20 protein-coding genes are annotated in these 22,479 nt (G+C 66.4%); 11 read left to right on the plus strand and 9 right to left on the minus strand.

The features are described from left to right. The first annotated feature begins 27 nt into the window (after positions 1 to 27). From AC1ME3_RS11085 to AC1ME3_RS11100, 4 genes are all read left to right on the plus strand, one after another. Complete coding sequence (locus tag AC1ME3_RS11085) at positions 28 to 777, plus strand: Bax inhibitor-1/YccA family protein (protein WP_056052897.1); 750 nt, start codon at positions 28 to 30, stop codon at positions 775 to 777. 88 nt (positions 778 to 865) lie between these two features. After that, positions 866 to 1,645, plus strand: coding sequence for a transglutaminase-like domain-containing protein (locus AC1ME3_RS11090; protein ID WP_480953184.1), 780 nt, complete (start codon positions 866 to 868; stop codon positions 1,643 to 1,645). 97 nt (positions 1,646 to 1,742) lie between these two features. Then, a complete protein-coding gene (locus tag AC1ME3_RS11095) occupies positions 1,743 to 2,042 on the plus strand; it encodes a hypothetical protein (RefSeq protein ID WP_060526722.1) in 300 nt (99 codons plus the stop codon). 236 nt (positions 2,043 to 2,278) lie between these two features. After that, positions 2,279 to 2,833 carry a hypothetical protein gene (locus AC1ME3_RS11100; RefSeq protein WP_056065323.1) on the plus strand — a complete coding sequence of 185 codons (555 nt, stop codon included), beginning with the start codon at positions 2,279 to 2,281 and terminating at the stop codon, positions 2,831 to 2,833. Between the two features lie 50 nt (positions 2,834 to 2,883). Here the strand turns inward: AC1ME3_RS11100 and AC1ME3_RS11105 are convergent, their stop codons facing one another. The 7 genes from AC1ME3_RS11105 to AC1ME3_RS11135 all read right to left on the minus strand — a co-directional run bounded on the left by AC1ME3_RS11105 (position 2,884) and on the right by AC1ME3_RS11135 (position 8,471). Then, a complete protein-coding gene (locus AC1ME3_RS11105) occupies positions 2,884 to 3,612 on the minus strand; it encodes an extensin-like domain-containing protein (protein WP_480953185.1) in 729 nt (242 codons plus the stop codon). Between the two features lies 1 nt (position 3,613). Next, positions 3,614 to 4,375: an NUDIX hydrolase gene (locus tag AC1ME3_RS11110; protein ID WP_480953186.1), complete on the minus strand. Its 762-nt coding sequence runs from the start codon at positions 4,373 to 4,375 to the stop codon at positions 3,614 to 3,616. 202 nt (positions 4,376 to 4,577) lie between these two features. Next, positions 4,578 to 5,543 carry an FAD:protein FMN transferase gene (locus AC1ME3_RS11115; RefSeq protein ID WP_480953187.1) on the minus strand — a complete coding sequence of 322 codons (966 nt, stop codon included), beginning with the start codon at positions 5,541 to 5,543 and terminating at the stop codon, positions 4,578 to 4,580. 39 nt (positions 5,544 to 5,582) lie between these two features. Continuing rightward, on the minus strand, positions 5,583 to 6,422 hold the full coding sequence (locus tag AC1ME3_RS11120) for a DUF4198 domain-containing protein (RefSeq protein WP_480953188.1): 840 nt from the start codon (positions 6,420 to 6,422) through the stop codon (positions 5,583 to 5,585). A 10-nt stretch (positions 6,423 to 6,432) separates the two neighbouring features. Continuing rightward, positions 6,433 to 6,927: a DUF2271 domain-containing protein gene (locus tag AC1ME3_RS11125; RefSeq protein ID WP_082453308.1), complete on the minus strand. Its 495-nt coding sequence runs from the start codon at positions 6,925 to 6,927 to the stop codon at positions 6,433 to 6,435. A gap of 11 nt (positions 6,928 to 6,938) precedes the next feature. Continuing rightward, positions 6,939 to 7,595, minus strand: a complete 657-nt coding sequence (locus AC1ME3_RS11130; protein WP_480953189.1) for a PepSY-associated TM helix domain-containing protein — start codon at positions 7,593 to 7,595, stop codon at positions 6,939 to 6,941. Positions 7,596 to 7,703: 108 nt separating this feature from the next. Further along, positions 7,704 to 8,471, minus strand: coding sequence for an SDR family oxidoreductase (locus AC1ME3_RS11135; protein ID WP_480953190.1), 768 nt, complete (start codon positions 8,469 to 8,471; stop codon positions 7,704 to 7,706). A gap of 178 nt (positions 8,472 to 8,649) precedes the next feature. On the opposite strand from AC1ME3_RS11135, the gene AC1ME3_RS11140 reads away from it, so the two are divergent. Next, a complete protein-coding gene (locus tag AC1ME3_RS11140) occupies positions 8,650 to 9,972 on the plus strand; it encodes a lipopolysaccharide biosynthesis protein (protein WP_480953191.1) in 1,323 nt (440 codons plus the stop codon). Between the two features lie 13 nt (positions 9,973 to 9,985). Here AC1ME3_RS11140 and AC1ME3_RS11145 read toward each other — a convergent pair whose 3' ends face one another. Continuing rightward, positions 9,986 to 11,029 carry a glycosyltransferase family 2 protein gene (locus AC1ME3_RS11145; RefSeq protein ID WP_480953192.1) on the minus strand — a complete coding sequence of 348 codons (1,044 nt, stop codon included), beginning with the start codon at positions 11,027 to 11,029 and terminating at the stop codon, positions 9,986 to 9,988. 140 nt (positions 11,030 to 11,169) lie between these two features. Between AC1ME3_RS11145 and AC1ME3_RS11150 the strand changes: the two genes are divergently transcribed. From AC1ME3_RS11150 to AC1ME3_RS11175, 6 genes are all read left to right on the plus strand, one after another. After that, positions 11,170 to 11,745, plus strand: coding sequence for an RNA polymerase sigma factor (locus AC1ME3_RS11150; RefSeq protein WP_480953193.1), 576 nt, complete (start codon positions 11,170 to 11,172; stop codon positions 11,743 to 11,745). Beyond that, entirely contained in the window at positions 11,729 to 12,664 is a 936-nt protein-coding gene (locus AC1ME3_RS11155) for a FecR family protein (protein WP_480953194.1), read from the plus strand. The genes AC1ME3_RS11150 and AC1ME3_RS11155 overlap by 17 nt, the downstream gene beginning before the upstream one ends. A gap of 93 nt (positions 12,665 to 12,757) precedes the next feature. Continuing rightward, the gene (locus AC1ME3_RS11160; protein WP_480953195.1) at positions 12,758 to 15,601 is read left to right on the plus strand and encodes a TonB-dependent receptor domain-containing protein; all 2,844 of its coding nucleotides are present in this window, start codon (positions 12,758 to 12,760) and stop codon (positions 15,599 to 15,601) included. A 54-nt stretch (positions 15,602 to 15,655) separates the two neighbouring features. Further along, on the plus strand, positions 15,656 to 17,722 hold the full coding sequence (locus AC1ME3_RS11165; protein WP_480953196.1) for a hypothetical protein: 2,067 nt from the start codon (positions 15,656 to 15,658) through the stop codon (positions 17,720 to 17,722). Continuing rightward, positions 17,719 to 19,974, plus strand: a complete 2,256-nt coding sequence (locus AC1ME3_RS11170) for a glycoside hydrolase family 3 N-terminal domain-containing protein (protein WP_480953197.1) — start codon at positions 17,719 to 17,721, stop codon at positions 19,972 to 19,974. The genes AC1ME3_RS11165 and AC1ME3_RS11170 overlap by 4 nt, the downstream gene beginning before the upstream one ends. A 90-nt stretch (positions 19,975 to 20,064) precedes the next feature. Further along, positions 20,065 to 21,630, plus strand: coding sequence for an amino acid permease (locus tag AC1ME3_RS11175; protein ID WP_480953198.1), 1,566 nt, complete (start codon positions 20,065 to 20,067; stop codon positions 21,628 to 21,630). 38 nt (positions 21,631 to 21,668) lie between these two features. On the opposite strand, the gene AC1ME3_RS11180 is transcribed toward AC1ME3_RS11175, so the two are convergent. Beyond that, positions 21,669 to 22,415, minus strand: coding sequence for a DUF7847 domain-containing protein (locus AC1ME3_RS11180; protein ID WP_480953199.1), 747 nt, complete (start codon positions 22,413 to 22,415; stop codon positions 21,669 to 21,671). Positions 22,416 to 22,479 lie beyond the last annotated feature (64 nt).

Genomic DNA, 22,479 nt, shown 5'->3' on the forward strand with positions numbered 1-22,479 from the left:
ATGCCGGACAAAGGAGCTGATTTCACAATGGCTAATTGGTCTGACCCCCGGCCCCGCGCCGCGCCGTTCGGAACGACGGCCACGGGCCAGCGCACCGAGGCCTACGACGCTGGTCTCCGGTCGTACATGCTGTCCGTGTATAACTACATGGGCTCGGCTGTCCTGCTGACGGGCATCGTCGCGATGCTGTTCGCATGGGGCGGCGCAGAGTCGCCTGCCGCACAGGTGTTCATGAGCGGTGGCATCCTGAAGTACGTCATCATGTTCTCGCCGCTCGCGATCGTGTTCGGCATGAGCTATGGCCAGAACAAGATGTCGACCGGCACGATGCAGATGCTCTTCTGGGGCTTTGCCGTCCTGATGGGGCTGTCGATGTCGACGATCTTCCTGGTCTATAGCGGCACGTCGATCGCGGGTGCGTTCTTCGCCACCGCAGCCGGTTTCGCTGGTCTCAGCCTGTACGGCTACACCACCAAGCGCGACCTGTCGGCGTTCGGGACGTTCCTGATCATCGGCGTCGTCGGCCTGCTGGTCGCGAGCCTGATCAACATGTTCCTGCAGTCGGGCGTGATGCAGCTGGTCATCAGTGGCGTCGGCGTGCTGCTGTTCGCGGGCCTAACCGCCTACGACACGCAGCGTACCAAGAGCCTGTACGCGCAGGTCGCTGGCACGGACATGGTCGGTAAGGTCGTCATCATGTCGGCGCTGAGCCTGTACCTCGACTTCATCAACATGTTCATGTTCGTGCTGCGTCTGTTTGGTAGCAGCCGCAACTAACTCCCGCTAAGGGTGTGACGAACGCAGGGCTCGGCGGGACACCGCCGGGCCCTTTTTCTTATGGCTCGAGACAGGAATGGGACGCGCAATGCGGCTCTCGATCGACGTGCGTCTGGACTATGGGATCACGGGGGACGCCGATGTTCTCGTCCAGATCGAGGCTGCGGCGATGGCCGATCAGACGATCGAGTCGGAATCACTCACCTTGTGGTCCGACAGTCCGATCCGCGCTGTGCGCGGCGAGGACGGGATAGGTCAGCGTTGCTGGTCGCGCGGGCATGGGCGGTTCACGGCCGAGTATAAGGCCATCGTCGCGGTGAAGCGCGAGCGGGTGCAGCTCGAGCTGTATCCGCCGACGCCGCCGCGGATGCTAGACGGCGAGCTGACGCCGTATCTGATGCCGAGCCGCTATTGTCCCTCGGACCGTTTCGAGGGCTTCGTCGCGCGCGAGTTCGGTGGGCTGGAAGGTGGTCCGCTGGCGGCGGCCCTGACCGAGTGGGTGTACCAGTCGCTCGACTACCGCTGTGGATCGAGCAGCGGAGAGACGACCGCGCTCGATACGTTTGCATCGCGCTCGGGGGTGTGTCGGGATTATTCGCATCTGCTGGTGTCGCTCGCGCGGGCGGGCGGGATCCCGGCGCGGTGCGTGTCGGCCTATGCGCCGGGGGTCGATCCGCCCGACTTCCATGCGGTCGCGGAGCTGTGGCTCGCGGGCGACTGGCGGCTGATCGATGCGACGAAGATGGCGACGTGCAGCGATATTGCGCGGGTCTGCGTCGGGCGCGATGCGACCGATATCGCGTTCATGACGGTGTTCGGGCAAGCGTATCTGTGGGAGCAGACGGTCAAGGTGACACCGCTGGATTGAGGGTTGTTCTTCCCTCCCTTCCAGGGAGGGGCGCAGTGGCGGAACGGTCCGCCCCTTCGACCGTTGGTCATCGCCAAGATTAAAAAGGGACGTCGCAATGACCGACATAGACAAGAGCGCGCTGGATAGCCTGTCCGTAGCGCCCGACGACAAGGATGCCGAGGGCAAGAGCTCCGGTCGCGATCCGCGCCAGGAAGCGGGCCAGGACAAGTCGATCGGCAAGCGGCTGCAGAAGAACCCGGATAGCGCCGACGCACGTCTCGACAACGGGCTCGACGAGTCGATGGACGGCAGCGATCCGATTTCGGCGACGCAGCCGGGGTCGGGCAGCGAGCCGGCAAAATCTTCGGGCTATGACGAGGACGCAGAACGAGCGCTGCGCGAAAAGCAGGCGTAACCCTTGCATCTGCTCAACGAACGGGCGTCGGTCGGCAACGACCGGCGCTTTTTTGTTGCCCAAACGCCTCGCAAGACGATCAAATCGCTTAGTTTCGTTCGGTTCGTCGCAGCCTTGTTGCAGCGCAACAGCTTTCATGGTCGCTTGGTGTTACGGAAAGATGACGCGCATTAGGGTCGTTGTTAACCATCCGAGCGCATAGTCTGCCGGTTCCTTGACGAGAGCGGGGTGACGACATGGCTTCCAGAATGAAACCGGCACAGGGATCGATGACCCTCGCCGAGATGAAGGAATTCGCGGCTTTTCCGAGTTCGACGCAGCGGTATATCCGGCGTTCGCTCGATGTAGGCCTGGACCGCGAGGATGCGATGCAGCGCTGGTCGCGCGATGTGGTCGAGGCGGCAAGCATCAGGGCGCAAGCGCGGCTTTACAACAACCTCCCCGATCTGCGCGCGATGGTGCCGGACGACAGCGGCCTGGATGCGATCGAGCCGTTCCTGGCGCCGTTGATGACGCTGGTGGCGTTCGACCTGGGGCAGGGGCGGCTGACGAGTTTCTCGGCGTTGCGCTTCCTGTACGAGCGGTTGATCGGCGCGGAGGTTCGGCCTTGGCTGCCGTCGGCATTCTGCGCGGCGGCGGCGCTGCCGCATCTGCATCCGGAATTGCGGCGGAAGCTACTCCAGTCGATCAGCGAGGCGGCGGCAACCGCGTCGGGCTGGTCGAACCGGCAGCCGGCGTTCTTTCCGTACTGGGTCGAGAAGGTGGATTCGGGGACGACCTTGGCGAGCTGACCCCTCCTGATCCTCCCCCTGGCGGGGGAGGATCGATCTTCGTCCTTGACTCACCGGCACGCGCGCCAGCCGGTGGCGCCGCGGTTTGCCTGGTCGAGATGCAGGTGATCGGCGTGCGCGGCGTTGTAGTCGGGGGACAGCGTCGTCGCGAACAGCTGGCAGGCGCCGTCGCGGACGTCGCGGAGGAATGCGGCTTTGGGATCGTCGCCCTTCCAGTCTCGCGCGACGGTGATGCGGGTGCCGTCGGTCAGGCGGAATCCCGCGATGTCGACCGCGTCGGCGGTCGCGTGTTCGCTCCAGTTGCTCGAATGGCTGCCGGCGATGCGGCGGCAACTATAGCTGCCGAAATGATCGATCGTCGCGACGCGTGCGCCGAAGTGCCGTTCGGCGGCAGGCTGGACGATGTTCCATTCCCACATCGCCAGCGCAGCTGCGACGGGACAGGCGACGCCCAACCCGGCAGGCGCGAAGGCGATCTTTCGAGCACCGCCGGTTAGAAGCACGCCGTCTGCATAGCCGCATTGCCCCTCGCCCTTGCGTGGCGGCAGTACGGTGTAGCGGACGCCGGCGCGGTCGAGCAGCACGCGGCATTGCGGGAAATCCTCGGTCAGTGCGGTGAGCTTGCGCCCAGTGAACAGGCCGACCGGCTGGCCGAGATCGAGCGGCGCCCAAGGCACGTCCTGCGGCCGGCCGCGCAGGCCCGCCCACAGCATCAGCGCGAGCTTCGCGATGACGACCAGCGCCACCAGCCACCCGATCGTCCTTCGCACCGCGCGCATGTCAGCCGCGCACCGCGTCCGACATCGGCTCCGACGTTATCGGATAGCCGAGGTCGTCGGGGATGCAGAGATGCTCGACGCCGTTGCTTATCTCGGTCCACGGCGTGACGGTGCGGATCGGATGCGCGCGGGCGTCAGCGACCGCGGCGTCGAAATCGGCGAATTGCGCGAGGCGTTCGAGATTGCGGCGGGTCGGGAAGATGATAGTCGCGCGTCCGGCGTCGGTCTCAGCGAGAATGTGCGCGGCGGTTGCCCAGAACAGGCGGACATTCTCGGTTTCGTCGACCCGCGCCGCGGGGGCGTCGGCGGGCAGGCGGGCAAGATAGAAACGCGTGTCGAAGATGCGCGCGTGGGCGTGTGCTGGCCGCCAGCGGGCGAAATACTCCAGCGTTTCGAGGTCGAGGGATGTGCCTGCTTCCGCCAATGCTTCGCCGAACGCTGTTCCGGCGTGAAGGGCGGCGCGCAACCGTTCGAAGACTTGTGTGGAAGGTATCGGCGACAATCCGATCGGCAGGCCGGCCTCCTCGATCGTTTCGCGGATCGCGGCGATGCGCGCGGCGGTTTCGTCGTCGGGCGAGCCTAGTACCGCCGCCAGCGCGTGGTCGCCGGGATCGACGCGGCCGCCGGGGAATACCAAGGCGCCGCCCGCGAACGCCATCGCCTTGGCACGCTCGACCATCAGCAGTTCCGGGGGGCCGGCTGGCGTGTCGCGGAAGATGACGAGCGTCGCGGCGGGAATGGCGGGGGGGAGCGCGTCGGTCATTGGCTTTGGTAACGCGCGAGGGCGGGATCGGGTAGCGTCGTGGGGTAGAGGGGGTATCCTCCTGCGTCCCAACTTTGCGAAGGCTGGTTTCGTGCAGGCTTGATCGCTGCGCCGACGGAAATGCTTACCCTCGGAAAGTTCATGATCGTATCGTGAGGCTTGCCGATATGGGTTCTCGCCTCCGCGGGAATGACGGTGGTGGTCAGTCTTCGAGCATCGCCGACAGGGCAGGCGACAGGTACTCCTGCGCGGTGCCGTCGATCTCGGTGACGAGGCGAGCGGCGATGCCGTTGGCGAGGTCGAGGCCGTCCGGGCCGAGGACGGTGAGTGCGGTTGCCCAAGCGTCGGCGTCGAGCGCGGTCTCGTGGATGACGCTGGCGGAGACGACGGCAGTGTCGATCGGGCGTCCGGTGCGGGGATCTAGCGTGTGCGCGCCGCGGCGGTAGTCGCCGGAGGTCGCCACCGCTTGGCCGTGCAGCGCGATCCGGAGCGGGGGGAGTGTCAGGCCGGGCGGGCTTTCGAGGTCGACCCACCAGGGATCGCCGTCCGGCTTGATCCCGCGACCGGCGAGTTCGCCGCCGATCTCGACCAGTGCGTTCGCGATACCGGCGTCGTGAAGCAGGTCCGCGATGGCGTCGACCGCGTGGCCCTTGGCGATCCCCGACAGGTCGAGCGCGGTGCCGCCGGGTTGGCGGAGATGCGCGTCGGTGGGGGCGAACGAGAGCCGGGGCCAACCCGATGTCGCGCGCGCTGTCTCGATTTCGGCAGTGCTTGGGGGGGAAGCAACAGGCACGGGGCCGAAACCCCAGGCATCGGCGAGCTTGCCGATCGTCGGATCGAACGCGCCGCCGGTTATCTCGGCGATCGCCAGGCCGCGCGTCATGACATGCGCGAAGTCGGGTGGAAGCGTCGTCCAGGTGCCGCCCGGCGCCCGGTTGAAGCGGGACAGGAGTGAGTCTGGGGCCCAGTGGCTCATCTCGGCGACGAGCCCGGCCAGCCGCGCGATGATCGCCGCGCGGATCGACGACGGATCGGTGCCGACGGGCGCCGCGAAGCGCACGCTCCACGACGTCCCCATCGTCTCGCCGTGCAGATCGAGCACCACCGCCGACGGATCGCGCGCCGCGAACGCCGCGGCGTCGATCGTCGGTGGCAGTGCGATCCTCATGCCGCCAAACTCATGCCGCCAAACTTAGACCCGGACGCCTCAGGGCGTGAGGACTTCGAGCGTCGTGACGTAGCTCATCCGGCGCTCGGTCGCGCGCGGGCTCGTTGCCTTGGCGTCGGTGAGCGTCGCGTTGAGCCAATACATCCCGGCGGTCGGCCACGAGACGCTGAGCACGCCGTCCGCGCCGGTGGTCAGCTCGCGTGCGCCCTCGTCGTTGCGATAGCGCTTGCCGCCGGGGATCACTGCCACCTTCAGCCCCGCAGCGGGTATGCCGTCGACGAGGAAGCGGAACTTGGCGGTCTCGCCTGCGACCAGTTCGTCGGGGTGCGTGATCGGTGCGAATTCGAGGCCCTTGCCGGTCGTCTTGAAGACGGTGGTGGTCGGCGCACCCGCGGTCACGAAGATCTCGTTGCGGCCCGAAACCTCGGTGACCTTCACGTCGGTCGCGTTGGCGGGGATGTCGGCGACGGTCAGCGGGGCGGGCGCGTTCGGCTGCGGCGGACCACGACGACCGCCGAGGCGCTTCTCGACGCCATCGACCTTGAAGCTGCCCATGACCGCAGACATCTGCGTGCCGATCTTCCAGGTGCCCGGCTTGTCGAGCTTCACGTCGAACACCGAGCGATAGCGCCCGGTCGCGCCGTTCTGCAGTGCGCCTTCGCTACCGTCGGGTTGCCACACCTTCATGCCGTCCAAGCGAAGCGGCTGATGATCGAAGAAGAACAGGTCGTTCGAGACGGCAGCGTCGACCGTCACCCAGCCATCGGTCCCCGAGAACACGGTGGCCGACGGCAACAGCCACATGCGGTGCGCCGACAGTGCGGCGGGGATCGACAGCAGCGCGGCGGCGGCCATCAGGCGTGCAACAAAAGGCTTCATGCTGTGATCCTTAGCGGGCGGAGATGGCGACGGCGCCGAGCTCGGTCTTGCCCGTGGTGCGGGCTCCGGCGGTAAGCGGTACGGAGACGAGTTCGCGACCGCCGGTCTCGCGCGCAGCCTCGACGTTGAGGACATACTGGCCGGGCTTGACGTCGGCGGGCAGGGGAATCGTGTACTGGCCCGGCGTCCGCGTCGCCCCGCTGACGCCGTCGGCGGGCATCGTCATGCTGCGGCCGCCCTTGCGCCACCACGCGCGCAGGTCCGCGAGCCATTTGGTACCGGGATCGTTGCCGCGCTTCTTGAGATCATACCAGACCGCCAGCGTCCGCGGCGCGCCCCCGCCGACCGGCTCCAGCCATACCGCGACATAGGGGCGATGATATTCCGCGACGTCGAGCCGCGGGATCGTGATCGTCACGGCACCGGGCGGCGCTGCAACCGCAGGGGACAACAGGGCAGGCGCGGTGATCGCCCCGCCGAGCAACAGGAACGCGGTAGGACGCATGGCGAAACCCCTCAATGGATGAACAGGATGGCGAGCAAGACCGGGAGCGCGAGCCCGGCCGCGACGATCGGCCAGGTCGAAGGCCGGTGCCGCGCGTGGAGTTGCAGCAACAGCAGCCCGGTGAGCGTGAAGAGGATGCACGCACCAGCGAAGACGTCGATGAACCAGAACCACGCCGCGCCCGCGTTGCGACCCTTGTGCAGGTCGTTCAGATACGAGATCCAGCCGCGATCGGTGGTTTCCGCGGTGATCGCGCCGGTCGCGCGCGCGATGCTGACCCAGCCGTCGCCACCGGGGCGGGGCAAGGCGACATAGGCGTCGCTATCGGACCATTCGACGGGCTTGCCGGCGGGATCGAGCCCGACCGCGGTGACGACCGCCTTAGCCACGGGAACGGGAAGCGGCGCGTCGGCGGTATGCGGTGCGCTCAGCATGTGGAGCAGCGAGCGCGGTAACGTGCCGCTTTTCTCCACGACGACCGGTTTGGCACCGATCGTCGCGGCGTGATTAAGCGTGATGCCGGTGATCGCGAACAGCAGCATGGCCGTCAACGACAGCGCCGCGCTGATCCAGTGCCAGCTGTGCAATTGCTTGAGCCACCAGCTTCGCCACTTGCGTTTGCGCTTGGCGGTCGTCGCAGGCGACGGGGAAGTTTGGGACGCGTTCACAGATGTCCGCCTATCGGCTCGTGACAGGCAGATCAAGGCTATTGAGAATAGTTAGCAGAAATGACGAGTGGTGCCTCGACGTCGCAGGAGGGCGTCGAGGCGATAGCATCAGTCTCCGCGTCGTGCGCGCTCGGCCATCTCGTTGAACTGGTCGAGCGTTTCCGAAAAGCGGTGATCGGCTTCGGCATTGCGCAATGGGCGGACGCGTTCGACGAGGATCTCGCTCGGCGTTGGCTGTTGCGTCCAGAGCGCCATGACCTCGTCCGCAAACGCATCCAGCGGCATGTAGGCCGAGCGCGTCTCCTGTCCGGGGGTGAGGCTGGTCTGCACGCCGGGGGGCACGATCTCGATGACCTCGACCTTGCCGTCCAGCGCTCGACGCAGGCTGACGGTGTAGGAGTGGATCGCCGCCTTGGTCGCCGAATAGACCGGCGCGGTCGTTAGCGGTATATAAGCCAGCCCGGACGTCAGGTTGACGATCGTGCCGCCGGGCTGTCCCGCGAGATGATCGACCAGCGCGTTGGTCAGCCTGATCGGCCCGAGCAGGTTGGTGACGATCGTCGCCTCCGCGTCGGCGAGATCGCGGCGGGTCGAAATATCCTCCAGCTTCATGATGCCAGCATTGTTGACCAGCACGTTGAGCGCGGGATGTTCAGCGACGAGGCGCTGCGCGAAGTCCTCGATCGCGGCGGGATCGTCGATGTCGAGCGTCATCGCGCTCATGTTCTCGCGCCCTGCGGTTGCCTCGTCGAGCGCTTCCTGGCGACGGCTGGCGACGATCACCGCGTTGCCCGCATCGTGGAGACGCTGCGCTAGAGCGGCGCCGATACCCGACCCGCCGCCGGTGATGAGGATGGTGTTGCCGGTCGGATTCATGCCGCGTCTCCTGATGATAGCGGCCGTACAACGCAGGCGATGCGCGTTGGATGCCGCGCCATATCGTCGCTCGACCTCGATCGCGGGGCGTTTGGCCGACGTCGACCCCGGTCATGCCGGTTCGGGTGACATCGCGACGCTTGTGAGGCGGGGCCGCCCCCGGTAGGTCGAGAGCATCATGTCCAGCGTCCAGCGTCCTCCGATCCCGCAATCCCGCGGCCATGTGCTACGCTCGATCGGGCACAATCTCGGTTGGCTCGTCGGCAGCAGGGGCGTCGTTGCCGTCCTGTCGTTGCTGTATCTGGGGATCGCGGCGCGCACGCTGGGCGTGACCGGTTTCGGTCGATTTTCGCTGATCACCGGCGCGGCACAGGCGCTGGCGACGCTGGTCGCCTTCCAGAGCTGGCAGGTGATCGTCCAGTTCGGCGTCGGGCTTTCGCACGGCGAAGACGAGTCGAAGCTCGCCCGCCTGTTTCGCGGCAGCTTCATTCTCGATCTGGGGAGTGCGTTGATCGGGGCCGCGCTTGCGATCGCCATTCTCGAGCTTTGGAGCGATGCCTTCGGTATCGGCGCGACGCTCAAGCGGGCCGCGCTGATATTCACCGTTGTCCAGCTCGTGACGATCCGGTCCGCCGCCGTCGGCATCCTGCGCCTGAGGGACAAGTTTCGGCTGGCCGCGATCGCCGACAGCATCACGCCGATCGCGCGCGCGATCGGCGCCGTCCTCGTCATGATCTTCCATCCCACCGTGCAGGCGTTCCTGGCGGTGTGGGCCATCGCCGAGGTGCTCACATCGGCGACCTATTGGGGCATGGTGGCGCATATCGGCGATCTGAAGCTGCTGTGGAACGGTGTCGGTTTCAAGCGGATGGTCGAGGAGAATGATGGCATATTGAACTTCGCGCTGAGTACGAACGCGAGTTCGACGCTGGCGCTGGCGAGCAAGCAATTGCCGTTGCTGGCGGTGGGTAATGAACTTGGCGTCGCCGCGGCCGGTACGTTTCGGCTTGCCGCCCAGCTCGCGCAGTCGCTCGGGAAGATCGGCCAGCTCATCTCGCGCGCGGCGTTCCCCGAAATCGTGCGGGCGGTGCAGGAGGCCAAGGATCATACGGTGCAACGGCTCGTGCTGCGAACCGTGCTGATGAGTACGGTCGCGGGATCGGCGATCATGGTGATCGCGCTGCTGTTCGGGAAATCGGTGCTCAAGCTGGTGGGTGGGCACGTGTTCGGCCAGGGTCATCTGGTGCTGACCTGGATGGCGGCCGCGGGGGCGATCGATCTGGTCGCGGTCGGGCTGGATACCGTGCTGACCGCGCGCGGCTACGCCGGACGTATTTTCCTGATCCGGATCGCCAGCGTGGCGGTCATGCTGGCGACCGCGCTGGTCACTTTGCCGCTCTGGGGGGAAGTCGGGATGGCGATCGCCGTCGTCGCTGGTTCGGTCACGGTGACGAGCCTGCTCTTCGCCATCACCTACGCAAAGAAGACCCAGACCGCCTGACGCGCGTGCGGATTTATTGCACGCTGCGCCGACTGGTGCAGGGCAGGTAGGACGGCAGCGCGCTTCTCGCCCATTGCCGGGCGTTGGATCCGAGCAGGTTGGTCGGCAATCGCGTCAGGAACGCCTTGATCGCCTGAGCGCGGCCGATCTTCGGGATCAGGGCGCGGCAGGCAAGGAGCCAGAAATAGTCGCTCGCCGTGGCAAGTGCGTCCTTGTCGAACACGTGCGTAGCGTCGTTCGCCTCGCGTAGCCGCGCCAGCCAATCCCGGGCCCAGACGAGGAACGCCCCGTCGACATCGGCATCCCGCAAGTCGGCGAAGCCCAGCAGCACGTGGCGTTCGACGTCTTCGGTCGTGGCGTCGATCTGCAGCGATGCGAGCATCGGCTGGATCAGCGTTTGTCGGCTGGTCAGGATCTCGCCGCGGAATTGGCGGACGGTTTGCTCGGGGTGGAGGCGACGGTCGATCAGGATCTCGGGCAGGTTCGCGAGATCATGGTCGCGTTGCAGGCGGACGAACATGTCGACGTCCTCGCAGACACGGTAGCGCGGGTCGTATCGGTACGCCTTCAATATGTCGGCGCGACCCGTAATGGAGGATTGCTGGAAGGCGGACCGGAACAACAGCCAGGCTGCGATCATCGGCGGGCTGAGCGGCGGCATGCGGGTGCCGCGCTTGGGCGATCCGTCGATGTTCATCTTGCCGGCGGCGGATCCGACCATCGCTATGGCGGGATTGTCGTGGAGGAACTCGACCTGCTTCTGCAATCGGGTCGGTCTTGCCGTGTCGTCGCTGTCGAGCCAGGCGATATAGTCTCCGCGCGCGGCGGCCAAGGCGGTGTTCCGCGTCTCCGGGATGCCGCGATTGACGTCGTGGCGTACGTACCGCAGCCGCGGATCGGAAAAGCTGGCAAGCAGGTCGGGCGTGGCATCGGTCGATCCGTCGTCGACGACGATCACCTCGGTATCGGTCAGCGTCTGTGCGAGTGCGCTGGCGACCGCATCACCGACGTAATGCGCGCGATTGAATGTCGGGATGAGGATGGAGACCGTTGGCATGCGCATCCATGCGGCTTAGGCGAATGCCCTGCCAAACGCCAACGACCTCGGCTTTCATGAAGATGCGCGCCGGGCTCATTCGCGATAGACCGTGACGGAAGTGTCCGTGCCGTGCATCCATGCTACGGCCAAGGGGTGATATGACGCGTTTGAGTACCGAGCTTGTGACATGGGTCGCGCGGCAGATTCTGCCGCACGAGCCGGCGTTGCGGCGGTGGCTCCGTACCGGGTTCCCCGGCGTCGATGTCGATGACGTGGTGCAGGAATCCTATTGCCGGTTGGCGGCGCTGCCCGATTTCAGGCGGGTGGAAGATCCTCGACGATACTTGTTCCAGACGGCGCGCAACGTTGTCCTCGCCGAGCTGCGTCGTGCGCGTGTCGTGCGGATCGATGCCGTCGGGACCAGCGCGGACCTCGAAGTCGCGCTGGCGGCCGATCATCTGTCGCCCGAGCGGATCGTCGCCGGGCGCGGGCTGCTGGCACGGGTCGAGCATCTGCTAGCCGACCTTCCCGAGCGTAGCCGCACGATCTTTCGCCTGCGCAAGGTCGAGGGTCTGTCTCAGCGCGACATCGCGTGCACGCTGGGGATTACCGAAACCATCGTCGAGAATGATTTGGCACGCGGATTGAAGACCATCTTGAACGGACTTTCGGCGGAAGACCGTGCCGACCTGCCTGCCCGCACCGTGAGGAGCCGTCATGCACGACCAGCCTGACGCGATCCAAACGGCTGCGGCGCGGTGGGTTGCCCGGCTGGACCGGGCACCGGACGATGACGATCTGGTGCGCGAGATCGCGGACTGGTGCGCGGAGCATCCGCGTCACGCTGGCGCATTGTTGCGCGCCCGTGCGGTGTGGAGCGGGATCGGCGCGGATGAGGTGGACGAAGACTCGATCGAGACTGAGCCGCTGGTGTCACGTCGTCGCGTGCTGGTCGCCAGCGGGGGGCTGGCGGTTGCCGCCGCGGCCGTCGGTGCGGTCTGGTTGGGCGCGCAGCGCGATACCGCGCTGGCCACCAAAGTCGGCGAGCGGCGTATCGCCAAGCTCGACGATGGTTCGACGATCGTCCTGAACACCGCGAGCCGGACGCATGTGCGGATGACGCCCGAGCAACGCTCGGTCGCGCTCGACGACGGCGAGGCCTGGTTTGCGGTCGCGAAGGACCGTGCGCGACCGTTCATCGTTTCGGCGGGCGACGTCCGCGTGCGGGCGGTCGGTACCGCCTTTGCCGTGCGGCGTCATGTCGGGCGCGCCGAAGTGACCGTGACCGAGGGGCGCGTGCGAGTCTGGTCGGTGGCAGCGCCCGAACGGTTCGTCACGCTCGATGCGGGCAAGCACGCGGTCGTCGCCGACGCATCCGGCACCGCCGAGACGATCGTAACGGCCGCCAAGCCTGCCGAGATGCTCGCATGGCGGAAGGGCGAGATCGTGCTCGACGGCATGACGCTCGGCGATGCCGCCGCTGAGTTCAACCGCTACAACACGCGGCAATTGTCGGTCGAGGCGCCGCTTGCGGATCGCCGGATCGTCGGCTGGTTCCGGACCGACGACATGGAAGGGTTCGCGCGGTCGGCGGCGGCGATGACGGGCGCGCGGATCGAGCGCGATGGCAGCGACCTGCGCGTCGTCAAATAAATCCAAAACGGCCTGACGGAAAACCGTTGGCGACGCATCTCTGTCCATAGACGCGCTGAAGACGCGTTCGGGACATCGCAGGGGAGGAATATCATGCGTTCACAGCTGTATACGGGTCTGGTGCTGGCCAGCGCCCTGGTCGTTGCATCGCCCGCGGCCGCCTTTGGCCAGACTCGCAGCTTCGACGTCGCCGCGCAGTCCGCCTCGACCGGCATCGTCGCCTTCGCGCGCCAGGCGGGCATCCAGATCATAGCACCCGAAGATGCCACGCACGGTCGGCGGATCGTCGCGATCCGCGGCAACCTCGCGGTCGCCGACGGGCTTCGCCGCATCGCCAGCGCATCCGGCTTGAGGCTAGTGTCGTTCGATGGCCGCACCGCCGTCCTCGCGACCGGTGCCATCGCCGCGCCGCAGGTGTCGCAGACCAATCCCGGGACCCCGGTGGGTGTGCAGCCCGAGACGCAGCAGGCCAGCAACGAACTCAACGAGATCGTCGTCACCGGCACGCGCGCCCGCGGCCAGACCGTCCTGACCTCGTCGTCCGCCGTCACCGTCGCTACCCGTGAAGACCTCGACCGTAAGGCGCCACGCTCGACCGCACAGGCGCTCGAACTGATCCCGGGCGTGTTCGTCGAGGGTTCGGGCGGCGAAGTGTCGAACAACTTCTCGGTCCGCGGACTCGCTGGTGGTGGCCAGCAATTCGTGCAGTTGCAGGAGGACGGGCTGCCCGTCTTCTACATCAACGCGCTGAGCGACACGATTTTGAAGCAGGAAGTCTCGATCGACCGTCTCGAAGCGGTCCGCTCGGGCTCGTCCGGCATCCTGACCGTCAACGGTGCTGGCGCGACGGTCAACTTCATCACGCGCAAACCCGATTTCGACAAGTCCGGCGGCACGTTCCAGCTGACCACGTCGAGCTTCGGCACGTCCCGCGTCGATGCATTCATGACCAAGCCGATCGCCGAGAACACCGCGATCTCGATCGGCGGGTTCTACCGCAAGGACGATGGCATCCGCGATCCGGGCTACGACGCGAACCACGGCTTCATCTTCCGCGGCGCGATCGCGCAGCGCTGGACCGGCGGCAAGTTGACGCTGTCGGCCAAGGTCGTCGACGATAGCAACATCTTCTATGTCGGCATTCCGCTCACCGGCGTCGGCGATCCGAAGTCGATCCCCGGCCTGTCCGCCACGCACGGCCTGTTGCAGAGCCGCGACTTCGCGCTCGTCCAGACGCGCACCTCGCCGACCACCGGGCGGTCGTTCCAGCCGATCGACCTCGAGGACGGCGTACATACCAAGGCGCAGTCCTACGGCTACGACCTGACGCAGGATATCGGCAGCGACTTCAACTTTTTCGCGCGCGGCCGCTACACGAACTTCGGCACCGACTTCAACTCGATCTTCTCGTACGACAATTCCGGACTGGGGCTCGCCTCTGACCGGCTCGCGAACAACCCGACCAGCGCGCAGACGCTTGCGCGGTTCGCGCCGCAGGGGGCCAACAAACTCGGCCTTCGTTATGTCGATACCGGCCAAGTCATTACCGGTACCGCGGCGCTCAACGCGATCAACGGCAACGGGCTGGTCGCCGAGAGCGTGATCGGCCGCAATCGCGCGTCGGTGAAGGAGTTCAACAGCGATACCGGGATCACGTGGCAGACGGCGAGCAACTCGCTTACGCTGGGCGGATTGTTCACGCGGTCGAGCCGTTACAACGATGCGATCGGTACCGCGACGTTCCTGACCGACGTGCAGGACCGGGCGCGCCGCGTCGACGTGGTCGCGCTGAACGCCGCCAACAACGTGGTCGGATCGCTGAGCGAGAACGGCTTCCTGACCTACGGCACGTTCGGCGAAGGCCCGAGCCGTGCGAAGTTCAGCTCTATCTCCGCCTATGCCACCGACCAGCTGACGCTCTGGGACAAGCTGCGGATCGATGGCGGCGCGCGCTTCGAGCATTTCGTATTCAACCGGCTGGCGGGCGACACGCTCAACCGCGCACCCGTCCCCGGCTCGGGCACCTACGACGCCGCGGGCAATCTGCTGGTCGACAACGACAACATCATCGCCAACAACTACATCAACAACAGCTTTGCCGGCACCTACACGGCGCAGCGCCGCGAGTTCAACAAGGTCGCGTGGACGCTGGGTGCGAACTACCTGATCACCCCGCAGCTGGCGGTCTATGGCCGCTACGCCACCGGGTTCCAGGCGCAGGAGCAGAACACGCCGACCAACCTGCGCTTCGCGGAAGGCGGCGTGCGCTACTCGAGCAGCTTCCTTCAGGCATCGATCACCGGCTTCTACACCAAGTTCCTCGACTACCCGCAGTCGCGCGACATCACCTCGACCGTCGGCGGCGTGCAGATCACGCAGCAGTTGACCGCCAATTCGGGGATCAAGGTGTATGGCGGCGAGTTCGATGTGACACTGCGCCCGACGACCTGGTTCCGCCTGCAGGCAAGCGGCGTGATCCAGGATTCGAGCATCAGCATCGGTGAGTTGATCGCACGCCGCAACGGTGTCGTCGTGGATCTCAACACGATCGATCCTGCGCTACGGGCGACCGTGCAGGGCTTCGGCGGTAACCGGCCGGAACGGACGCCGGCGCTCAACATCAACGTGACCCCGGCGATCGTGCTGCCGAACAATCTGGGCGAGATTTATGGCAGCTGGAAGCGGATCGGGAAGATCTATGCCGACGTGTCCAACTCGCTCGAACTGCCCGCCTATTCGGTGTTTTCGGCCGGCGTGCTGTTCCGGCTCGACGAAGGTGTGTCGCTGTCGGCGAGCGTCGAGAATATCGGCAACGTGATCGGGCTGACCGAAGGCAATCCGCGCGGCGGGTTCGTCGAGAACACCGGTCAGAACACGTATTTCGCACGCCCGATCAACGGCCGCAATGCGGTGGCGAGCGTGCGCTTCGACTTCTAGGTCCCCCTTGGGCGCGGTTCACCCCAACCGCGCTCCTTTTCCTTCGGAGACATCATGATCCGCTTCACCTCCGCGCTGGCGCTCGTCGTCGCGCTTGCCGGCGGTGTCGCCGGGTCCGCGCAACGCACGCCGACTAAAAGCCCAAGCGAGCGCGATGCCGCACCGCTTGCGTTCCGGATCGACGAAGGGCGAAACATCAATGCGTTCGTGCGCGATGGCCAGAACGCTGCGCACCTGCTGCTGCGATCGGGCAACGTGCCGCGCATCCTGTCGGCGTTTCCGGCGGGCAACAGCGCGGTGGGGTTGTGGTTCGACAGGATCGATCGCCCCGCAACCTGGACGCTCGATACGCCGCCGACACCGTCGCCGATGACGGACGCGAAGGGGCGGCCGCTGCATGCGGTGCAGGCAGTCGCGAGCATCGACGTGCCGGTGCTGCATTTCCGGCAGGCGGTGCTGTCTTCGATCCGGGTGCTGCGCGACTATGAGGCTTTGGGAAAGGCGCCTGCTGAGATCCTGGTGGCGGGACGGTATGATCCCGATCTTCGCGGTGGGCCCCGGATGGTCTGGACGCGCGACCGGTTCGACGGCGCGGCAGGCTATGTCCTCTCGGTTCGCGGGCTCGACGGGACGGTGGTCGACAGGGACGGGATCCGCGCAGGGAAGGGCGGGCGCATCCGGATCGCGATCGTCGCGGGCAGTGGCGAGACACCGCTCACCCCGCTTGGTGGCGCTGCGCTGCTGACTGCAACCGCCCGCACCGATCCGCGTGCCCGCAACGCGCTGTCGTACCTGTCGTACAAGGAAAAGTTCCTGGCGGGGTCGTGGCGGTTCGACACGTATTTCGGTCGCGACACGCTGATGTCGCTGCGGTTGCTGATGCCGGTTCTGCAACCTGCCGCAGTCGAGGATGGCATCGGAGCGGTGCTGGCACGGCTCGCGGCCAATGGCGAGGTCGCGCACGAGGAGGATATCGGCGAGTTCGCGGTCCTGCGTAACGCCAGGGAAGGCCGTGGGCGGACCGCGATGCCAATTTATGATTACGCGATGGTCGACGACGACTTCATGCTGGCGCCGGTGGCGCGGGCGTGGCTGCTGGACGCACCTCGGGGTCGCGCGCGCGCCGCCGCGTTTCTCGCTGCGCCGGCGGGGAAGGGGTTGCGGCAGGGCGATCTGATCGCGCGAAACTTTGCCTGGGTTGTCGATCGGACGGCGGCGTTCGCAAGGCAGCCGGTATACAAGGCACTGGTCGCGATCAAGGCCGGACGACTGACCGGCCAGTGGCGTGACAGCGAGGAAGGGCTGGGGCGCGGTCGGTACGCGTATGACGTGAATGCGGTATGGGTGCCGGCCGCGCTGGCCGCGATCGAGCGGTTTGCCGCGAGTGGCCTGCTCGATCGGTACGGCACGACCAAAGACCGCGCGGCGATGGCGAAGGCGGCGACGCAGGCGCAAGTCTGGCAGCGCAGCGCGCCCCGGTTCTTTATGATGACCGTGCCGAATGCGGAGGCTAGTGCCGACATCACCGCCTATGCGCGCAAAGTCGGAGTGCCGTCCGCGCCGGCTCTGACGTCGCTCGGGACCGCACCGCTCGCGTTCAACGCGCTATCGGTGGACGATGCGGGTAAGCCGGTCCCGGTGGTGCATTCGGACGACGGGTTCGCGCTGTTGTTCGGCACGCCTTCGGCTGCCGATCTGGATCGGTCGGTCGACGCGATGATGCGGCCGTTCCCGGCCGGACTGATGACGGATATCGGACTGCTCGTCGCCAACCCTGCGTTCGCGCCGGCGAACGTGCAAGCGCGGTTCGGTGCGACCGCCTATCACGGGACGGTGGTGTGGTCGTGGCAACAGGCGATCCTCGCGGCGGGGCTTGATAGGCAGCTGGCGCGCGGCGATCTCTCGGGGGCGACACGTAGCCGGCTGATGTTGGCGCGCGCGCGCTTGTGGCGCGCGATCGACGCGGCGGGTGAGGTGCGGACGTCCGAGCTCTGGTCCTGGGCGTATGCGAACGGCCGCTACACCGTGGCGCCGTTCGGTGCGTCGAGTGCGGACGTCGACGAGTCCAACGCGGCGCAATTGTGGAGCACGGTGTTTCTTGCGCTCCGCCCGCCGAAATGATGATCGACCGTCGCGTGCTGTTTACGCGTGCCGGACTGCTCGCCGCTGCCACCGTGGTGCCGATGCCGGCCGGGGCGGCGGCACGGCGGATCGACGACCTGATCGCGGCGATGACGATCGAGGAGAAGGCGGGCCAGCTTAGTTGCTTCAACGACGACGTCCGCCCGGTCGGCGCGGTGTTCAATCCGGTCGTCAACGCCAGCAGCGCGGACGCCATGTTGGCGCAGGTCCGGGCGGGACGCGTTGGGATGCTGTTCAACGGCTACGGCGTGGCGGGGGCGCGACGGTTGCAGGCGGCAGCGTTGCAAAGTCGGTTGAAAATCCCGCTCGTGCTGGCCGCCGACGTGATCCACGGGTGTCGCACGATCTTCCCCATCCCGCTGGCCGAGGCCGCTGCGTTCGATCCCGACCTGTCCGAACGCGCGGCGCGGGCGGTGGCGCGAGAGGCGACGGCGGGCGGGCTCCACTGGACCTTCGCGCCGGTGGTCGACGTCGCGCGGGACCAGCGCTGGGGGCGGGTGGCGGAGGGTGCGGGCGAGGATGTGTATCTCAACCGCCTGCTCGCGGTCGCGCGGGTGCGCGGGTTCCAGGGCCCTGACCTGAAGCGCGCCGACACGATGCTCGCCACGCCTAAACATTTCGCGGGCTATTCGGCGGTGCGTGGCGGGATGGAATATGCCGCGGTCGACATGAGCGAGGCGGAACTGCGCGAGACCTATCTCCCGCCGTTCGCCAATGCGTTCGCCGCAGGAGCCGGCGCGACGATGGCCTCGTTCACGGATTTCGGGGGCGTGCCGGTAACCGCGAACCATCATCTGCTGACGGACGTCCTGCGCGGCGAGCTTGGCTTTACCGGCGTCTGCGTGTCGGACTATGACGCCGACCGCGAACTGATCGCGCACGGGATCGCGGCGGACGAAGCCGATGCCGCGCGGTTGGCAATCCTCGCCGGGATCGACGTGTCGATGCAGAGCGGGCTGTACAATCGTCACCTGCCCGGCTTGGTCGCGAGCGGGGCGGTGCCGATCGCCGCCGTCGATCAGGCAGTGCGGCGGGTGCTCGCGCTGAAGGATGCCCTCGGGTTGTTCGACGATCCGTACCGCTCGATGGATGCGCGGGTCGAACGACGCGAGACGCGGAGCCCTGCGATCCGCCGTCTGGCGCGCGAGGTGGCGACACGGTCGATCGTCTTGCTGAAGAACGAGCGCGACATCCTGCCGGTGCCGCGTGCCGGGAAGCGGATCGCGCTGATCGGACCGTTCGCGACCGATCGCGCCAATCTCAACGGTCCCTGGTCGTTCGCCGGCCAACAGGGTGTGGGCATCGACCTTGCAACCGGCATCCTTGCGCGGCTTGCCAACCCGACGTCGCTGGTCGTCGAACCAGGCTCCGGTATCCAAGAGCCCCTGCCGGACGGTATCGCGCGCGCAGTCGCCGCAGCGCGATCGGCGGACGTCGTGCTGCTGGCGGTAGGGGAGAGCGGCGACATGTCGGGGGAGGGCAATAGCCGCGTCGAGATCGACGTCCCCGCCGCACAACGCCAGCTTGCCGAGGCGGTCGCGGCAACCGGTACGCCGGTCGTCATAGTGTTGCGCCACGGCCGCGCGCTGGTTTTGGAGAGCGCGATACGAGACGCAGCCGCCATACTCGCGACGTGGTTTCTGGGCGAAGCGACTGGAGACGCAGTCGCCGACGTGATCTTCGGGATCGAGGGGCCGTCGGGACATTTGCCGGTCAGCTTTCCCCTGGCGAGCGGACAACAGCCCTGGTCCTACGATCACCGCTCGACCGGGCGCCCTGCGAGCGACGCGGACCCGCTGGAAGGGGGCCGCGCGCGGTGGAGAGATGCGCCGGACCGTGCGCTCTACGCTTTCGGGCACGGGCTGACCTATGGACGCGCGGTGTTGGAAGAGGTCGTCGTAGCCCCTATAATGACGTGGGACGGCGAACTTTCGGTTGGCGGGTTCGTGAACAATACCGGCACCCACGATGTCGTTGCTCTCGTTCAACTCTACATCCACGACCGCGTCGCCAGCCGCACGCGGCCGGTGCAGCAGCTCAAGCGCTTCGTGCGGGTCGCCGTACGAGCCGGCGATCGTCAGCGGTTCGCTATGTCTCTCACTCGTGCGGATCTCGCGTTCGTGACACAGGACGGCACGACCCGTGCGGAACCGGGGGAGTTCGATATCCAGGTCGCGTTGCATGGTCCCGGGAGCGGGGTGCGCGCATCGTTCAGCTTGCTAACCCGCTAAGCCCCGTAGTTCATTAAGAAGATTGCGTCGTCCCGGTTGTCCGCTAGGCATGGACGGGAGTGGTTGGATCGTTTTGACGCCGGGGGAACTATGGCAATTCAGGCCCGGAGGGGCATCGTCGAGCGGATGTTCGCGCGCAAGTCCATCGCGCAGGTGCAGCGGGAAACCGCGGCGAGCGAACTGAAGCGCACGCTGGGCAAATGGAACCTGCTGATGCTGGGCATCGGCTGCATCATCGGCGCGGGCATCTTCGTGCGCACCGGCTCGGCGGCCGCGCTGCATGCCGGACCGGCGGTGCTGCTGTCGTTCGTCGTAGCGGGCATCGTCTGTGCGTTTGCCGGGCTGTGCTATGCCGAGCTATCCTCGACGTTGCCGGTGTCCGGATCCGCCTACACCTATGGCTATACGACGCTGGGCGAGTTCGTCGCGTGGATGATGGGTGCGCTGCTGATGCTCGAATACGGGCTGGCGGCGTCGGTGGTGGCAGTAGGGTGGTCGGGCTATATGGTAAGCCTGCTGGCCGATTTCGGCGTGCACATTCCGCCGCAGTTCACGGGACCGGCCGGGTACCCGTTGATGCGGGGCGGTGTACCCGTGCTCGTCGACGGACAGCCGGTGACGACGATCTTCAACCTGCCGGCCTTCCTGATCTGCTTAGCACTCGCCGCGCTGCTGGTGCGGGGCGTAGCGGAATCGGCCAAGGTCAACACGATCATCGTCGCGATCAAGGTCGGCGTGCTGGTCGCCTTCATCGCGGTCGGCGGCGCGATCGTGCTGTCGCACTTCAACGAATTGGTCGCGCGCAACTGGACGCCGTTCATCCCCGCCAGCCAAGGCGACGGCAAGTTCGGCGTTGACGGGATCATGCGCGCCGCCTCCATCGTGTTCTTTGCCTATGTCGGCTTCGAGGCGATCTCTACGGCGGGGCAGGAGGCGAAGGATCCGAAGAAGGACATGCCGTTCGGGATCATCGGGGCGCTGGTCGTCTGCACGCTGATCTACATGCTCGTCGCCGCGATCATGACCCTGCTGGTGCCCTATACCGCGCTCAACGTGCCCGATCCGGTCGCCGTTGTGGTCGACAGTTTCGGCCCGACCTGGAGCTGGCTCGCCAAGCTCATCAAGATCGGCGCGATCATCGGCCTGACGTCGGTGGTGCTGGTGCTGATGTACGGCCAGACCCGGATCTTCTACACGATGGCGCGCGACGGCCTGTTGCCGCGCGTGTTCGCGACCGTGCATCCGACGTTCAAGACGCCCTATGTCAACACGGTGCTGGTCGGCGTCATCACTGCGGTGGCGGCGGGGTTCTTCGACATCAACGTGCTCGGCGACATGACCTCGGTCGGGACGCTGTCGGCGTTCTCGATCGTCTGCCTGTCGGTCATCTATCTGCGCCGCGCCGCGCCCGATTTGCCACGTGGCTTCACCGTACCGCTCTATCCGGTGGTGCCCCTGCTCGGCATCGCGTCGTGCGTCTACCTGATCACGACGGTGCCGATGAAGGTGCTGATGTTCTTCCTCTGGTATCTGGCGGGCGGGGTGGTGCTGTATTTCGCGTACGGCATCCGCCACTCGAACCTGCAACGCGGCGAGCCGCAGGACGATGCGCCTGACATGGGCGAGTATGTCGCACCGGTCGGGGAGCAGCCCTGAGCCTGTTCCCCGACCGGCCGCTAGTCAGACGACGCGCGTCAGGCGAAGATCGTTTCCAGATCGCTGGGCGCGGCGCCTTCCTTCACGTCGCGCAACTCGACGTAGATCGCTGCCTGGATGGTGCAGAGGACCATCGTCGTCACGATGCTCACTGCGGTCGTGATGAGAACGCTCAACGAGGTCGGCGTCTGCGCTGCAGCGGTCAGCAGGCCGGTCGGCGCCTGGAGAATCAGAATGACGATCCAGCAGACCAGCAGCAGCCCGAAGATCTTCCACCGCGATCCCTTGGTCAGCGCACGGCTTCGACCGAAGCTCTCGACGACGCCGATCCGTTCCTGGACATAAGCGGGCACCGCGACCGACCATGCGATGTAGAGCATGACCCCCGGCACGAATAACAGCATGAAGCCCAGGCCGATGCCGAGACCCAGCAGGATCGTCAGCCCGATCATCGGCAACAGCATCGCGAAGCCGGCCTTCAGGCAGCCGGCGAAGCTCGGGCGCTCGCCGACCAGATCGCTGATCGTTGCGCGGGTGATCGCGACCTGGAGAACCGCCGATCCGACCCAGGCGAGAAGGCCGCCGCCCACCGCCGCGATTACGATCGGGCCAGCGAATTCCGGTCCGCTGAGACCGAGACGCCAGAGTCCCGCGATCAGCTGAGGGATGCCGGAGAGGATCGCGGCCAGGCCCAGGAAGAGCGCGGCATTACGCCCGATCGCGCCGAATGCGCGGCTCAGGACGCGTCCCATGTCGAAGGTTTCCGCGATCGCATTGCTGGCCATTGAGTTTTCCCCCCGGAGCGGCATTCGCGCCGCAAGCCTGAAGAATTAACGCGGCGATGGTGCT

The sequence above is a fragment of the Sphingomonas sp. BL2 genome (assembly GCF_056680015.1).